Genomic DNA, 15,030 nt, shown 5'->3' with positions numbered 1-15,030 from the left:
ATGATTCTGTTGACCCGCCGGGTGACCGAAGCCGATGCCGCGGCGACCACCACGGCAACCCTGAACCTGGACACGCGGATCAAGAGCCGGGTGCGCATCACCCTCGATGACGGCCGCGATGCCGGCCTGCTGCTGGAGCGCGGTCAGTTGATTCGCGGCGGCGAGTTGCTGGCGGACGGCGAGGGCAGGGAGGTGGTGCGGATCATCGCCGCCGCCGAGGCCGTCTCGACCGTGCGCTGCGACGACGCGCTGCTGCTGGCCCGCGCCGCCTATCACCTGGGCAACCGCCATGTGCCGCTGCAGATCGAGGCCGGTTTCGTGCGCTACCAGCATGACTATGTGCTGGACGACATGGTTCGCGGTTTCGGCCTGGAAGTGACGCTGGAGCAGGCGCCGTTCGAGCCCGAGGCCGGCGCCTACCAGAGCGCGCCGCACAGCCATGCCCACAGTCATGGTCAGGTTCAGGACCATCCCTTTATTCGCCTGCCTGCCCAGGCCCACTGATTCCAACAAGGAGCACCCCATGAAGAAGTCTCTCGCCCTGGCTTTGCTGCTGGTCGCCGTACCGGCCCTGGCCCACCCCGGTCACGACGCCAACCCGCTGCAGGATGGCCTGCTGCACCCGCTGACCGGCCTCGATCACTTGCTGATGCTGATCGGCACCGGCGTGCTCGCCGCGCTGACCCGCAGCCGCCTGACCCTGCCGCTGCTGACCTTGTGCGCCATGTTCAGCGGCGCGGTGCTCGGCCACCTGTTCGGCGGCGTGATCGGCATGGAAGCAATGATCCTCGGCTCGCTGCTGGTGGCGGGCGCCGCGTTGCTGCTGCCGCGCCGCCAGGTGCTGCTGTCGCTGGTGATGCCGGTGTTCGCGCTGTTCCACGGCTGGGCGCACGGCGTTGAATCCAGCCCGGGTGCGTTCTGGGTGTTCAGCGCCGGCTTCGTCACCGTCAGCGGCCTGCTGCTGCTGGCCGGCTTTGGCGTGGGTTGCCTGCTGCGCCGCCACACCCGTCTGCAACAAGCCTTCGGCGGCGGCCTGTTGGCCGGTGCGGCCGTGATGCTGGCGGGCTGATGAGCACCGACCTGAAACTGCTGCGCCTGCTGCAACTGGCCAGCCCGAACCTGCCGGTGGGTGGTTTCACCTACTCGCAGGGGCTGGAATGGGCGGTGGAGGCCGGCTGGGTGCGCGGCGCCGCGGGCTTTGCCGATTGGCAGCGCCAGCAGTTGCACGACACCCTCGGCTACCTCGACTGGCCCTTGCTGGCGCGGCTGTACCACGCGTGCGAAGCCGGCGATGTCGCCGCGTTCGCGCAGTGGAGCCGATTTCTGCTGAGCAACCGCGAAACCGCCGAGCTGCGCACCGAAGAACGCCAGCGCGGCATGGCCCTGATGCGCCTGCTGGATGGCTGGCAACTGGGCCAGGACCCGGCCTGGCGCGCCAGCCTGGAACTCAGCCAACTCGGCGGCATGGCCTGGCTCGCGGTGCACTGGCAGATCCCGCTGCGCGACCTGGCGCTGGGGCATGGCTTTATCTGGCTGGAAGGCGCGGTGATGGCCGGGGTCAAGCTGGTGCCGTTCGGCCAGCAGGCGGCGCAGACGCTGCTGCGTGATCTTTCCGAAGAACTGCCCGCGGTCCTCGAACGGGCCCTGGCCTTGCCTGACGAGCAACTCGGCGGCGGCCTGCCGCTGCTGGCGATTGCCTCGTCCCGGCACGAAACCCAATACACCCGATTGTTCCGATCCTGAGGAATCCCCTATGCAAAGTTACAAACAACCCCTGCGCGTCGGCGTCGGCGGCCCGGTCGGGTCCGGCAAGACCGCGCTGCTCGAAGCGCTGTGCAAGGCCATGCGCGACCACTACGAAATCGCCGTGGTGACCAACGACATCTACACCAAGGAAGACCAGCGCATCCTCACCGAGGCTGGCGCCCTGGCGCCGGAGCGCATCGTCGGCGTGGAAACCGGCGGCTGCCCGCACACCGCGATCCGCGAAGACGCCTCGATGAACCTGGCGGCGGTGGAAGAACTGGCGCGCACCTTCGGCAACCTGGACGTGATCTTCGTCGAGAGCGGTGGTGACAACCTCAGCGCCACCTTCAGCCCGGAGCTGGCGGACCTCACGGTCTACGTGATCGACGTCGCCGAAGGCGAGAAAATCCCGCGCAAGGGCGGGCCGGGCATCACCAAGTCGGATTTCCTGGTGATCAACAAGATCGACCTCGCGCCGTATGTCGGTGCTTCGCTGGACGTGATGGAACGCGACACCCAGCGCATGCGCCCCGAACGGCCGTGGGCGTTCACCAACCTGAAGACCGGGCATGGTTTGCAGACGCTGATCGACTTCATCGTTGACCGGGGGATGCTGGAGGCGGCGAAGGTGGGGTGACGGGCTGAGGGAGATCTGGCGGCCTTCACCCGATGTGTTCTAAGGTTGCCAGTCCCCGTGTGAGAAGGAACTCAAGATGAAGCACCCGCACCTGCTTTTCGCCGCGCTGTCGCTCGGTGCCAGTCTGCCGGTCCAGGCCGCCTTGCCCGGCGCGCCGGCCTATATCGACGACAGCGGCTACCTGCAAGCGGCGAAGCAACGCATCCTGCCGGCGATGTTCGAACAGCAACTCACCAGCACGCAGTACATCGCCAAGGCCGACAACCCGCTGATCACGGTGGCCGAAGCCAGTGATTTCCACCAGACCAGCACCTACGAACAAACCCGCGCCTGGCTGAAAAAACTGGCCGCCGCGTCCGGTGGCCGGGTGGTGCTCAGCGACCTGCCGGAAAAGAGCGCCGAAGGTTACCCGATGCTGCTGGCGGTCGCCTCCACCAGCGCCGACAAGTCACCCGCCGGGCTGAAGAAGTCCGGCAAGCCGACCATTTTCGTCGAGGCCGAGATTCACCCCGGCGAGTCCAACGGCAAGGACGCCATGTTCATGCTGCTGCGCGACATGACCAGCGGCGACAAAGCGCTGGCCGGGCTGCTGGACCGGGTCAATATCCTCTTCATTCCCACCGTCAATATCGACGGCGACGTGCGCCGCAGCCCCTACGGCCGCATCAACCAGAACGGCCCGGACGTCAGCGGCTGGCGGGTCAATGGCCTGAACTACAACCTCAACCGCGACTTCACCAAGCTCGACAGCGCGGAGATCCGCAACGTCGCCTGGGTGTTCAACACCTACGAATTGAGCTTCTTCGCTGACACCCATTCCACCGACGGCGCCATGTACCCCTACGACAGCTCGTATTGCCACAACGGCAACGGCTGGTCCCCGGCCAGCAGCGCGTGGATGGACGAGGTGATGAAAGCGCCGGTGTACCGTGCGTTGCAGGATGAAGGCCATGTGGTCCACGAGTGCATCAGCTTCAACGACAACCAGGATCCGACCCAGGGCTATTACCCGTACCGCACCGATCTGGCGCGGTTCTCCAACCAGTACGGCGATATCCGCAACGTGCCGTCGATCCTCATCGAACAGCACGCCTTGCACCCGTACAAGACCCAGGTGCTGGGCAACTACGTGATGCTCAAACGCATGTTCCAGGTGATCGGCGAGCAGTCGACTTCGCTGCGCGCCGCCATCGCCAAGGACCGCGCCCGCCTGGCTGCGCAGAAGAACGTGATCCTGACCTGGAAGCCCGGCAAGGCCGAGACCGTGCCGTTCACCGTGGGCGACTATCGCTACGACACCTCGCCGATCACCGGGGCCAAGACCATCGTCTGGAGCAACCAGCCGAAGAGCCTCGAAGTGCCGGTCACCGGTAACAGCGAGCCGGACCTGATCACCAAACGGCCGAAGCAGTACATCGTGCCGGCGCAGTGGCGCGAGGTGATCGCCCGGCTCAAGGCCCATGGCATCGACATGCGCACCCTCGACAAGCCCACCGCCGTGGCGGTGACCCTGTACCGCATGGACGAGGTGAAAGTGGCGGGCGGCTTCGAGCCGGACCGGGCCAAGAGCAACGAGATTCCCGGCTACGAGGGGCATCTGCTGGTCAGCGGCGTGGCCAAACCGTTCGAGCGACTGCAGACCTTCCCGGCGGGGTCGGTGGTGATCAATGTCGACCAGCCGCTCGGTGTGCTGGCGATCAACCTGCTGTACCCGGAAAGTCCCGATTCGTTCTGGGCCTGGGGCTTTTTCAACTCGACCCTGGTGGTGGCGGAAGAGCCCGAGGAGTACGTGATGGAGCCCATGGCGCGGAAGATGCTGGAGGAAAGCCCGGCGCTCAAGGTCGAGTTTGACCGCAAGCTCAACGACGATCCGGCGTTCGCCGCCGACCCGCGGGCGCGCTTGAGCTGGTTCTATCAGCGCACGCCGTTCTATGACGTGAACGCCTTCGTGTACCCGGTCGGCGTGGTGTATTGAGGCGCGCCGGTCCCGCCGCGGGACCGGCATGGCTTACACCGAACGGGTAATCCCGCCGTCAACGCGCAGGTTCTGCCCGGTGATATAGGCCGCGCCCGGAGAGGCGAGGAAAGCCACGGTGGCGGCGATTTCCTCGCTGCTGCCGTAGCGCTGCAACGGCACGCTGGCGCGGCGTTCTTCGGTGGCCGGGAGGCTGTCGATCCAGCCGGGAAGGACGTTGTTCATGCGCAGGTTGTCGCGGGCGTAGGTGTCGGCAAAGATCTTGCTGAACGCGGCCAGGCCGGCGCGGAACACGGCGGAGGTGGGGAACATCTCGCTCGGCTCGAACGCCCAGGCGCTGGAGATATTGATGATCACGCCGTCGCGCTGGCGCTGCATGATCGGCGTCACCAGGCGGGTCGGGCGGATCACGTTGAGCAGGTAGGTGTCGAGGCCGCGGTGCCAGTCGTCGTCGCTGATTTCCAGGATCGGCGCCCGCGGGCCATGGCCGGCGCTGTTGACCAGCACGTCGATGCGACCCCAGCGCGCCTGCACCTGGTCCACCAGTTGCTTGAGGTCGTCGTTGGACTGGTTGGAGCCGGTCACGCCGATGCCGCCCAGTTCCTCGGCCAGCGCCTCGCCCTTGCCGGAGGAGGAGAGGATGCCGACCTTGAAGCCGTCCGCCGCCAGCCGGCGTGCCGCCGCTGCGCCCATGCCGCTGCCGCCGGCGGTGATGATCGCCACTTTTTCTACCGTCATTGATCATGCTCCTGTGATTCGAGGTTTAAGCTGGACCAAGGCTAGCAGCCACGCGACCGGCCAGAGAGTCAGTTTTCCATCGTCCAGCCAGTAGAAAATCTATCGCCATGCCAGAACAGTCGCTCGTCACGCTCGAGGTTGCTCACGGTCATGATCGGCTGTTTGTCGATCACCGCTCCGGCAGCGGTTCGGCGCACCTGCTGGCGATTCACGGTGGCGGCGCGGCGCAGGCGGGAATATTCGATGGCGTGCGCGCTGAACTGGCGCAGCACGGGGTGGGTTCCACGGCATTCGATTGCATCGGTCACGGCCGGACCGGGGGTGACAAATTCGGCACCTCGCTGCAGGACCGCACTGCCCAGGCCCGAGCGGTAATCGAAGCAACCCGAAGACCGACGGCAATCATCGGTTCGAGCATGGGCGCCTACAACGCGATCTGTCTCAGCGAAACCGTTGATTTGCGGGCGCTGGTGCTGGTGGTCCCCGGTGTTTATTGCCCTGAGGCCTACGACGTGCCATTCGGCCCGGCATTTTCCCGACTGATCCGCCAACCACGCAGTTGGGCCGACAGCGATGCCTGGATGACGCTTTCGCGTTTCCGCGGCCGCCTGCTGGTGATCGCTGCCGGCCAGGACGAAATAGTGCCGCCGGAGATTCCGCAACGGCTGCACGACGCGGCGGTCAATGCCGAATGGCGCTCGCTGCTGGTTGTCCCGGATGCGCCGCACAGTGGGTTGCTGGCGCGGATGCTGGATGATCCCCGGTGGCGCGGCGTGTTTCTGCGGCGTTTGATCGACTGCATGGGCGTCTGAGTTGGGTAATTGTTGCAACTCTTTTCTATGTCCCTCCGGAATCGTCGGGCTTATCCCACCGTTCAAGGCGTCCGCCAGCCTGTCCGATCCGTCTCGGACCAGCAGCGGGGCATTCACTCCGGGGACGCCTGCGATGGCCCGTTCGGCGCGCTTTCGTGTATCGATAAAGCCATGATCAGTAAGGTCTTTTGCCTCTTGCGCGGGGGCTGTTGGACGGTCGCCGGCATACAGCTCCGAAGGTTGTTCGCGCGGATCTGCGAGGCGCTGAGGGTAACCGCATCCGGCTCAGGGCAGGGGGACCAATAGCGGCAAACAGACATTAGTGTCATATTGAGATCAATCGTTTGCGAATGTTACTATTCCCTTACTGAAAGTATGGGCAAAAACAGGGCAACGGATGCCCAAGTACACCCGGTTCCCGCGCTCGGGAACTGCACGGATGCCAGTGTGAATCCCTTCGGAACACCTCTGCGCACCAGGGTCTGTACGGGCTTTTTCGTACACGGCCTGATTCCCCACGGCTTCAGCGTCATGACATTACTCCCGGTTTTTTGGGCTTGCCGATTACCGTTACCTGCGGACCGGCGAGGATGAATTCACAGGTTGGAGAAAGGTATGTCACAGGCATTCACGCTGAAGAACCTCAGCGTTACCCGCAAACTCGGCCTGGGTTTCGGCCTGCTGTTGTCGTTTGCCTTGCTGTTGTCACTGCTGGGGGGCTTCGGGCTGCAGAACAGCAGTGCGTCGCTGAAGCGCATCAGTTTCATCAGTAGCCTGTTCGACGAGATCGTCTTCACCCGCGAAGCCAACTACAACCTCGCCCTGAGCAGCGATGCCCAGCACCAGGCCCTGCACCAGGAACACCACGCCAAGCTCAAACAAGGTTTCGACCAGTTGGTGCTGGATGCCCGCGAAGGCCGCTGGCCGGCCCAGGACCTCGGCGCCGCGCAGAAGCTGCGCGCCGACCTCGACACCTACTCCAAGGCTCGCGACCAGGCCCGTTCGGTGGCCGAGCTGACCGCCGCCAACCAGTTGCTGTCACGTCTGCAGGACGGCGCCAACGAACTGTATTACGCCGAAGAAGCGCGCGCCTCCGAGCAAGTGAAGAGCACCCATATGGGGCTGGCCGTCGTGACCCTGGTGGCGATCCTCTGCGGCATCGCCGTCGCGCTGCTGATCAGCCGGCAGATCGTCTACCCGCTGCGCCAGGCCGTGCAGGCGGCGCAGCGTATCGCCGGCGGCGACCTCACCGCTGACATCAAGGTCGAGCGCAGTGACGAACTGGGCGTGTTGCTGGGTGCGTTGAACACCATGAACGCCAGCCTGCGCGAAGTGATTTCGCAAATCGGTTGTGGCTCGCAGCAACTGGCGGCTTCGGCCTCGCAACTGGCGGCGATCACCAGCACCACCCAGGAAGGTATCGACAGCCAGCGCAACGAGACCGACATGGTGGCCACCGCGATGAACGAGATCGCCATGACCGTGCAGGAAGTCGCGAAGAACTCGGAAGAGGCGGCCAGCGCCGCCAAGGGCGCCGATCACGAGGTCAGCAGCGTGTTGGCGATGTCGCAACAGGCGATCCGCCAGATCGAGGAAATGGCCAGCGGCGTCGGCACCTCGGCGGAGTCGCTGGGGCGTCTGCAACAGGAGTGCGGGCGTATCGGCGCGATCCTTGATGTGATCAAGGCCGTGGCCGAACAGACCAACCTGCTGGCGCTCAACGCTGCCATCGAAGCGGCACGGGCCGGCGATGCCGGGCGCGGGTTCGCCGTGGTCGCTGACGAAGTGCGCAACCTGGCGCAACGGACCCAGGCGTCGTCCAGCGAGATCGAGCAACTGATCGTCACGCTGCAACACATCGCCGACGAAAGTACCGGGATGATGAAGACCAACCTGCAGCAGACCAGCGCCTCCGTCACCGGCGTGCGCGATACCGGCATGGCCTTGGAACACATCACCCGCCAGGTGTCGAATATCCAGCAGATGAGCGAACTGATCGCCACTGCGGCGGAAGAGCAGGCGGCGGTGACCGAGGAGATCAACCAGAGCGTGACCCGCGTGCGGGAAACCGCCGAGGAGTCCGCCACCGCCAGCGCGGAAATCTCCGCGGCGAGCACCGAACTCAAGCACCTGAGCAATCGGTTGCACGGGATGGTCGGGCATTTCCGTTTCTGAAGCGCTTTGCGCCGGCGCATCTGATCCGTATTTTTCAGTGCTTTCTGCCTCTGTTATGCAAACAGCCGCTTGCCGACAATAAGCCCCGTAAAGGCGTGGTTGGCGGCGGTTGTTGCGCTGCTCCCGTCTGAACCGTTGTTTAGGTAATCGGAGGCAGTGATGGGCAAGATGGCGATTTTTCTGTTCGGGTTTCTGGCGTTGGCGATTCTGATTGGCGCGTTGGGGACGATTTCTCCGGTTTGAAGCATTGAAAACGGAGGTCGATCCGCGGGAGTTTCGCCCGCTGGCCGAGGCATTTGTGCTGTACGAATCGTCCAAGGGGCGCTATCAGGCCGTCCGGCAGTGGCCGTTGCGGGCCGGGTAAGGTGTTTTGTCGCCACCGTCCTGACGGGCCACTTCTATACTCGAAAAACGGACGCTGAACCGCGTCCGGGGCGGGCGCCCGTGCAGGGTGCCCCGGTGTAGTCCCTCGATTCCGGCGGGGCGCAATCGTGAAACAGCCTGTGCTGTCTGTCGCTTTGTTCGTCGGCGTGTTGTTGACGCTGGGTGGCTGCGGCTCCAGATCTCGCACGCCGGAGCCACCTCCGGTGGTGCTGTCGCAGGCTGCCTGGCAGCAAGTGGATCGTGAAATCGTCGTGGCCTCGCGCGGCGCCACGGGCTCGGCGGGGGATTATGCGCGCCGCTCCATGCGGGTCTGGCGCGAGCGCGTACAAGCCCGCACCGAAGAAGACTTCATTCCCTGGTTCACCGGTTATTGGACCCAGCAATGGCTGACCCTCAAGGTCGCCTGGTACAAGATGAGCCAGAACAAGAATGACACCCAGCCGGACAATCGCCTGGCGCTGTACCTGCAGGAGCAGTACCGCGAACGGGTGCTGGAGCCGGTGGCTGAAGAGATCAATCCCGACCTGATCCGCGAACGCGCCACTGAACTCTATGTGCAGTTGCTCGGCCAGCAAGTGCAGGGCATTGCCCAGCGCTATCGGGCGCCGCCGGAGCAGTTCGCCCTGCACCTGAACCGTATTCCCGCGATTGCCCTGGGCCCGCCGCCAGCACGGGATGCCAGCATTCAACAGGCGCTTGCGGCGCGGCCGTTCCTGCAGCTTCCCGCCTGGCTCGCGCTCGACGAACAGATCCGCAAGGCTGCGGCGAGCAATGCCACGGCTTCGGACACCGGCCTGTCGTCGGTGGCCAGCAAGGCCAGCACCCGTCTTGAAGCGACGTTGGCCCCGCGCGGCGCGGCCAGCGCGGTAGCCGCGGCGGTCGGCAAGGCGGCTGGTCTGCTGATCTCCGTGGCTTCGGCCGGGATCGGCGCGATGATGCACGAGAGTGACCGGCCGGAAATGGTCGAGCAGTTGCGGGTGATCCTCAATGTGGCGCTGAACGAGGAGTGGCAGAGCCTGATGGAGAATCATGCCTCTGGGGTAATGGCGGGGGTGTGGTCGATGGCGGGACAGATCGAAGGGCGCCTGGGGGCGCAGTCGGAAATGGCGCCGAGGATGGATGCTTTTCCTTAGATAAATCATTAAAAACAAATAGTTATGATCTTTTATTGATTTGTTTTGTGAGGTTAAAGAAGAACAATCTAACCCAGTGCTTTTATCGTAAAAATACTTATATTTCAGCAGATTGAATGATTTAGTTAATGTTGATTGGATTTTGAGTCAGACAAAAAAGCCGCATCAAGGTGTCCTTGATGCGGCTTTTTTCATGATTAAAAAATCAACTAAATCATGGTATTGCGTGGCTTTTCTCAAGCAAGACTTTGGGTCTTGCTCTGTTGCCGTTTGGTCGCCTGGGTACGGCAGGCGTCACCGAACGCTTCGAACATCCTGACCGAGTCAGGGTTCTTCGCGGCTTGCCATTCCGGGTGCCACTGCACCGCGAACAGGAACGGCGACAGGCTTGGCGCATGGATCGCCTCGACCAGGCCGTCTTCGGCACGGGCCAGCGGCTCGACGCCTTCACCCAGGGTTTTCAGGCCTTGGCCATGCAGCGAGTTGACGCGAATCTCGTCGCTTTGCAGCAGTTCCTGCAACCAGCTTCCTGGCTCGATGCGCACGCTGTGCACCGCGCTGTATTGCACCTCCACCGGATCTTCCGGGTTTTCCCGGTGATCGTTGAAGCCAGGCTCGGCGTAGACCTTCTGGTAGATGTCGCCACCCAGCGCCACGTTGATTTCCTGCATGCCGCGGCAGATACCAAAGATCGGCAGGCCACGGGCGATGGCCAACTGCACCAGCGGCAGGTCGAAGAGGTCGCGGTTGCGGTCCTGACCCTTGCCTGGAGTCTGGTTTTCCTGGCCGTAGAGGGCCGGGTCGATATTGCTGCCGGCGCCAGTCAGGTACACACCGTCAGCCATGTCCAGATACTGTTCGAGGTCTTCGGTGCCGCAGCAGGTCGGAACCAGGAGGGGGACGCAGTCAGCGTGTTCGACCAGCGGCACGATGTACTTGTGGGTCATCACTTGATAGTCGTGACCCTTGCGCTCTTGAGAGCCCATGGTCATCAGGACGACAGGTTTGCGGGCTTTTTGATTCTTATTGCCAATGTTGCTGTTGGGCATATGTCACCTTGGGACAGGCGCGGCCTGTCATTGTTGTGCAGGCGCGCCGATTGCTGCGGGGCGCTACCCGAGGTTTCGAGCACTGCCGGGTGTGCACGCGAACGTCGATTCCCGGTCGAAACCTGCCGCATAGCTTGCCAGAGCCGTTAAATATATCAAGCGGATTAACCGTTTCGTGTGCATATTTTTTAACGTAAAGCCTTTGATTTATCGTTTAACTCTCTGATTGGTCTCAGGTAAATGTGATTTTTAGCGGACACGGCAGTTCATTATATTTGACGAGCCTTTCACCGCTGTCCGCACCGTGGCCATTACGGGCCTTGCGGCCCGAAAGCCCCGCTCTTAAGCTTCAGAACCTCCGTTGATATCAGCCTGCCAATGCCTAGTCCAAGACCGTCCCTGACCCTCACGCTGTTGCAAGCCCGCGAAGCCACCATGGCCTTCTTCCGCCCGTCGCTCAACGCACACGGCCTCACCGAGCAGCAGTGGCGGGTGATCCGCATCCTGCGCCAGCAAGGCGAGCTGGAAAGCCATCAACTGGCCGAACAGGCCTGCATTCTCAAACCGAGCATGACCGGCGTGCTGAGTCGCCTTGAGCGCGACGGCCTGGTGCGGCGCAAGAAATCCGTGCAGGACCAGCGCCGGGTCTTTGTCAGCCTCACCGAGCAGGGCCAGCAGTGCTTCGTGGACATGAGCGAAGACATGGAGCGCAACTACCAGCGCATCCTCGAACAGTTCGGCGACGCCAAGCTGCAAACGCTGCTGGGGTTGCTCAACGAGCTGAAGAACGTCAAGCCCTGAGAGAGCGGCTGTTCGCGCAACTGAAAAGTCCTACATATACTGTCGGTTATCCGCAACAGCTTGCCGTCGTTGGTCGGACCACGACGTCTCAACGCCGGTGGTAGTGGCCGTATCTGAAGTAACCCGCTCGCGAGTCGTCATTTCAGGCGCTTAAGAGAGGCTATGGCGATGGATATCATCAGTCTGATCATTCAGATCATCAGCGGTGTGGTAGGCGGCAACGCGGCGGGCATGAGCAAACAAGGCATGGGGCCGCTGCTCAATTCGATTCTTGGCGGGGTGGGTGGCGTGGTGCTGGGGCAGATCCTGGCGTCATTCACCGGCGATCAGAGCCTGGCCCAGGCTGGCGCGGCAGGCACCCTGGATTTGCCCGCGATCATCAGCAGCGTGGTGGGCGGCGGGGCTGGCGGGGCGGTGCTGACGTTTATCGTCGGGCTGATCAAGAACAAACTGCAGCCGCATTAGCCACAAAATAGGGCCAGTCAGTTAAGCCCGTCGAGACCCTTCGCGAGCAAGCTCGCTCCTACACTGTAGGAGCGAGCTTGCTCGCGAAGGGCATTACTGCATCGTAGGCCCTTTCTTCAATGAGTCGGGCAACCCTCGGCCTTCACCGTGCGCACCGTCGTTGCCGGATTGCGCGCCAGCTTCTCGCCCACCCTGGCAGGCCTTGGCTGCAACTCGCCGCCGCAGTTCGGGCACTTGCCCTTCAACTGACCTTCCGCACAGCTGCGGCAATAGGTGCATTCGAACGAGCAGATCAGTGCATCGCGGCTGTCGCCTGGCAGGTCGGTGGCGCAGCATTCACAGCAGGGGCGCAGTTCAAGCATTGAAGGTAGTCCTTTGAGGTATGCCGAAGCGTTAAATTGAAGCAACGCTGATGGCAATGCAATAGCGCGGTCAGGGACGGTACAGATGCGCGTGGCCCGCCCGGTAAAGCGCGGACTCACTGAAATTGTCGCTGGCAAGCACCCGGCCCACCAGGATCAGCGCCGTGCGGCGGAAGCCTTTGCGTTCCGTCTGCTCGACGATGTCGTCCAGCGTGCCCAGCACCCAGTCCTGATCCGGCCAGGTGGCGCGATGGACCACGGCGATCGGGCAGTCGCCACCGTAATGCGGGCGCAGTTGCTCGACGATCTTTGGCAGATGCCGCACCCCGAGGTGAATCGCCATGGTTGTCTTGTGGCTGGCCAGGCTGGCCAGCGCTTCACCTTCGGGCATAGGGGAGCTGTCGGCGAAGCGGGTGAGGATCACGCTCTGGGCGATGTCCGGCAGCGTCAGCTCGCAGCCGAGCAGCGCAGCGCTGGCGGCGGTGGCGGTCACGCCGGGGATGATCTGGTAAGGAATGCCCAACTCGCGCAGATGGCGAATCTGCTCGCCGATGGCGCCGTACAGGGCGGGGTCGCCGCTGTGCACCCGGGCCACGTCCTGGCCCTTGGCATGGGCGGCGCTGATCGCCGCGATGATCTGCTCCAGGTGCAGCTCGGCGCTGTTGATGACGGTCTCGGCCTGATGCCCTTCGAGCACCGCGGCGGGCACCAGGGAGCCCGCGTAGATGATGACCGGGCACTGGCGGATCAGGCGCTGGCCCTTGACGGTGATCAGCTCCGGGTCGCCGGGGCCGGCGCCGATGAAATAGACGGTCATGGCAAATCCTTGAACGAGAGGGGGCGGATTATCCGCCAAACGACGGCGCCCAGGCCAATGCCAGGGTCATATCGTCCTGGACGATGCGGGTGACCCGCAGTTGTGCGGGAAGGCTGGTGACCTGTTCGGCCAGCGCCAGGGCACAGCTCTCGGCCACGCCATGGCAGCCGCTGTGGCGAAAGGCGACCGGCGAGCGGTGGCTGAGGCGGGCGGCGAAGGGCGCCAGTTGCGCGGCGCTGAAGAAACTCAGCGGCAGGTCGAGTTGCGCGGCCAGTTGCAGCAGGCCGGGTTCGTCGTGCTTGAGATCGATGCTGGCCAGGCCGGCGAGGGCTTCGAGAGGGAGGTCATGGGCTTGCAAGGTCCGCCTTAGCAGCCCGGCCAGATTATCGACCGGACTGCCGCGGCGGCAGCCCAGCCCGGCGAACAGCGGGGTTGCGCCGGGCGGGAAGGGCATCAGGCAGCCTGGCGGCGGTACAGCCAGGCGCTGATCAGGCCGAGGGCGACCCAGAACGCCGCATTGGTCAGCAGCGAAGCGACGATGAACTGCGACTCCAGCGCTTCTGGTGCCAGGCTTTCGTGCACTTCCGGTTGCGGCGCGCCGATCACATGCGGCAGCACCAGCAGCACCAGGCCCACGGCCTTGAGCAGCCAGTTACCGGCGAACACCATCAGCGCCAGGCCAACGGCGGTCGCCGCGGCGGTGCCAATCCACCAGTACTGACGCAGGGCCAGGTCGGCGGCGGCGGTACCCGGCAGTTCCGGCGGCAGGCCCAGGTTCGGCGCCAGGCAGAACACGGCGAAACCGCCGAGCCCCCACAGCGCACCCGTGGTGACGCGGCCTGGGCGACGCAGCGTGTACATGGCGGCGAGCAGCAGGGCAAAGCCGACCGCGACCACCAGATTGCCGCCCGTGGTGGACAGCACGCGCTGCCAGCCATCTTCCGGCGACCAGGCTTCGGCGTCGTGATGATGCTCCGCGCCGGCCGCGGCGTCGGCGTGCTCGTGTGCTTGTACGGCCGGGGCCGCGGTTTCATAGGTTTCCGCCTGGAGAATCAGCGGCGCGACCCAGAAGCTTTGCAGCAGGGTCAGCAGCAGTGCGGCCAGCAGGCCGGCGAAGCCTGCGGTGCGAGCGATGCGCATGAACATTCGGGCAGGCCTCAGTGGCAAGGGAAAGCGGCGCTGTGACGGGTGTCGTGAGCGGCGTTGTGCACCGCTTCGATGTGCGAGAAGCCAGCGAAGTAGACCAGGCACAGGCCCAGCACCGAGGCGCTGACGGCAGCGACGATGCGCTGGCTGAGGGTGGTCGGGGTGGCGATGGCGTGACTGGCGATGATCGGCATGGCGCTTTCCTCTTGGTGTTGTCGGCAACAGGCAAGCGCGAAGAACCCCAGGCCGGAATCGCCCAGGGGTTGCAACGTCGCCCGCCCACCGCGGGTTTGGTCAATTCTTGCGTCGGGCCGGTCTCCGGGCTCATGAGGGCATTTAGCCGTTGCGTCACCTTCCCATGCCCGCGAGCACAGTGGTCCTGACGCTTTCCTCACTTACCGTTGCGGGGGCAGCACCGGAATTTACCGGTTTCCCGTTTCACCTTGTAACAAAAAGGCACCCAAACGAATCGCGCTAGGAAATCACGCGCGTTGACATCCGTCAATACAGCGGTTGACCGGCTTCGGGGCACTGCGTAGCCTTGCCGGTTCGAGGTTCTCTGGCACGGGCCGGAGCTAAGACGGGAACGCGGTGCGCCTTTTTCAGGCCAGGCCGCGGCTGCCCCCGCAACTGTAAGCGCTGCTCCCATCGACACAGCCACTGCCGAACCGGCGGGAAGGCGTCGATGTCGCCCTGAAGGGCACAGCGCGAGCCAGGAGACCTGCCTCGTTCAGTTTCCGACTTTCAACCGGGCGGGGTGATCCGGTGGCGAACGCGCCCAGGCTGCATG

General features: G+C 63.9%; 17 protein-coding genes and 2 riboswitches. Of the genes, 10 read left to right on the top strand and 7 right to left on the bottom strand.

The annotated features are described in order from the left end of the window. From ureE to CKW37_RS01230, 5 genes are all read left to right on the top strand, one after another. The gene (gene ureE / locus CKW37_RS01250) at positions 1-504 is read left to right on the top strand and encodes an urease accessory protein UreE (protein ID WP_095153614.1); all 504 of its coding nucleotides are present in this window, start codon (positions 1-3) and stop codon (positions 502-504) included. A 19-nt stretch (positions 505-523) separates the two neighbouring features. Continuing rightward, the gene (locus CKW37_RS01245) at positions 524-1,069 is read left to right on the top strand and encodes a HupE/UreJ family protein (protein ID WP_095153613.1); all 546 of its coding nucleotides are present in this window, start codon (positions 524-526) and stop codon (positions 1,067-1,069) included. Then, positions 1,069-1,743 (top strand): urease accessory protein UreF, encoded by a 675-nt coding sequence (locus tag CKW37_RS01240; RefSeq protein WP_095153612.1) that lies wholly within the window; start codon positions 1,069-1,071, stop codon positions 1,741-1,743. The genes CKW37_RS01245 and CKW37_RS01240 overlap by 1 nt, the downstream gene beginning before the upstream one ends. A gap of 10 nt (positions 1,744-1,753) precedes the next feature. After that, positions 1,754-2,383 carry an urease accessory protein UreG gene (ureG, locus tag CKW37_RS01235; protein WP_095153611.1) on the top strand — a complete coding sequence of 210 codons (630 nt, stop codon included), beginning with the start codon at positions 1,754-1,756 and terminating at the stop codon, positions 2,381-2,383. 76 nt (positions 2,384-2,459) lie between these two features. Next, a complete protein-coding gene (locus tag CKW37_RS01230) occupies positions 2,460-4,358 on the top strand; it encodes a M14 family metallopeptidase (RefSeq protein WP_095153610.1) in 1,899 nt (632 codons plus the stop codon). A 33-nt stretch (positions 4,359-4,391) separates the two neighbouring features. Here CKW37_RS01230 and CKW37_RS01225 read toward each other — a convergent pair whose 3' ends face one another. After that, positions 4,392-5,096, bottom strand: coding sequence for an SDR family oxidoreductase (locus CKW37_RS01225; protein ID WP_095153609.1), 705 nt, complete (start codon positions 5,094-5,096; stop codon positions 4,392-4,394). 107 nt (positions 5,097-5,203) lie between these two features. Here CKW37_RS01225 and CKW37_RS01220 point away from each other — a divergent pair, with 107 nt between their 5' ends. The 3 genes from CKW37_RS01220 to CKW37_RS01205 all read left to right on the top strand — a co-directional run bounded on the left by CKW37_RS01220 (position 5,204) and on the right by CKW37_RS01205 (position 9,600). Further along, the gene (locus CKW37_RS01220; protein WP_095153608.1) at positions 5,204-5,908 is read left to right on the top strand and encodes an alpha/beta fold hydrolase; all 705 of its coding nucleotides are present in this window, start codon (positions 5,204-5,206) and stop codon (positions 5,906-5,908) included. Between the two features lie 615 nt (positions 5,909-6,523). Then, the gene (locus CKW37_RS01215; protein WP_095153607.1) at positions 6,524-8,083 is read left to right on the top strand and encodes a methyl-accepting chemotaxis protein; all 1,560 of its coding nucleotides are present in this window, start codon (positions 6,524-6,526) and stop codon (positions 8,081-8,083) included. 491 nt (positions 8,084-8,574) lie between these two features. Continuing rightward, on the top strand, positions 8,575-9,600 hold the full coding sequence (locus CKW37_RS01205) for a hypothetical protein (RefSeq protein WP_256587661.1): 1,026 nt from the start codon (positions 8,575-8,577) through the stop codon (positions 9,598-9,600). Between the two features lie 236 nt (positions 9,601-9,836). Here CKW37_RS01205 and CKW37_RS01200 read toward each other — a convergent pair whose 3' ends face one another. Further along, positions 9,837-10,649, bottom strand: a complete 813-nt coding sequence (locus CKW37_RS01200; RefSeq protein ID WP_095153605.1) for a gamma-glutamyl-gamma-aminobutyrate hydrolase family protein — start codon at positions 10,647-10,649, stop codon at positions 9,837-9,839. 378 nt (positions 10,650-11,027) lie between these two features. Between CKW37_RS01200 and hpaR the strand changes: the two genes are divergently transcribed. Together hpaR and CKW37_RS01190 are read left to right on the top strand one after the other, a co-directional pair. After that, entirely contained in the window at positions 11,028-11,450 is a 423-nt protein-coding gene (hpaR, locus tag CKW37_RS01195) for a homoprotocatechuate degradation operon regulator HpaR (protein ID WP_095153604.1), read from the top strand. Positions 11,451-11,618: 168 nt separating this feature from the next. Beyond that, a complete protein-coding gene (locus CKW37_RS01190; protein ID WP_371864249.1) occupies positions 11,619-11,915 on the top strand; it encodes a hypothetical protein in 297 nt (98 codons plus the stop codon). 116 nt (positions 11,916-12,031) lie between these two features. Here CKW37_RS01190 and CKW37_RS01185 read toward each other — a convergent pair whose 3' ends face one another. From CKW37_RS01185 to CKW37_RS01165, 5 genes are all read right to left on the bottom strand, one after another. Then, a complete protein-coding gene (locus CKW37_RS01185) occupies positions 12,032-12,277 on the bottom strand; it encodes a DUF1272 domain-containing protein (RefSeq protein WP_095153602.1) in 246 nt (81 codons plus the stop codon). A gap of 70 nt (positions 12,278-12,347) precedes the next feature. After that, a complete protein-coding gene (cobM, locus tag CKW37_RS01180; protein ID WP_095153601.1) occupies positions 12,348-13,094 on the bottom strand; it encodes a precorrin-4 C(11)-methyltransferase in 747 nt (248 codons plus the stop codon). 28 nt (positions 13,095-13,122) lie between these two features. Next, on the bottom strand, positions 13,123-13,548 hold the full coding sequence (locus CKW37_RS01175) for a cobalamin biosynthesis protein (RefSeq protein ID WP_095153600.1): 426 nt from the start codon (positions 13,546-13,548) through the stop codon (positions 13,123-13,125). Beyond that, a complete protein-coding gene (locus CKW37_RS01170; protein WP_095153599.1) occupies positions 13,548-14,240 on the bottom strand; it encodes a CbtA family protein in 693 nt (230 codons plus the stop codon). Before CKW37_RS01170 ends, CKW37_RS01175 begins: the two co-directional genes overlap by 1 nt. A gap of 11 nt (positions 14,241-14,251) precedes the next feature. Beyond that, a complete protein-coding gene (locus CKW37_RS01165) occupies positions 14,252-14,434 on the bottom strand; it encodes a CbtB-domain containing protein (protein ID WP_095153598.1) in 183 nt (60 codons plus the stop codon). A 97-nt stretch (positions 14,435-14,531) separates the two neighbouring features. Continuing rightward, positions 14,532-14,719, bottom strand: a riboswitch (cobalamin riboswitch). Positions 14,720-14,775: 56 nt separating this feature from the next. Then, positions 14,776-14,984: riboswitch (cobalamin riboswitch) on the top strand. The last annotated feature ends 46 nt before the right edge of the window (positions 14,985-15,030 follow it).

Source organism: Pseudomonas sp. Irchel 3E13 (genome assembly GCF_900187455.1).
Taxonomy (GTDB): domain Bacteria; phylum Pseudomonadota; class Gammaproteobacteria; order Pseudomonadales; family Pseudomonadaceae; genus Aquipseudomonas.
The sequence above is the reverse complement of the archived record's forward strand: the minus strand, read 5'-3'. Positions and strand labels throughout refer to the sequence as shown.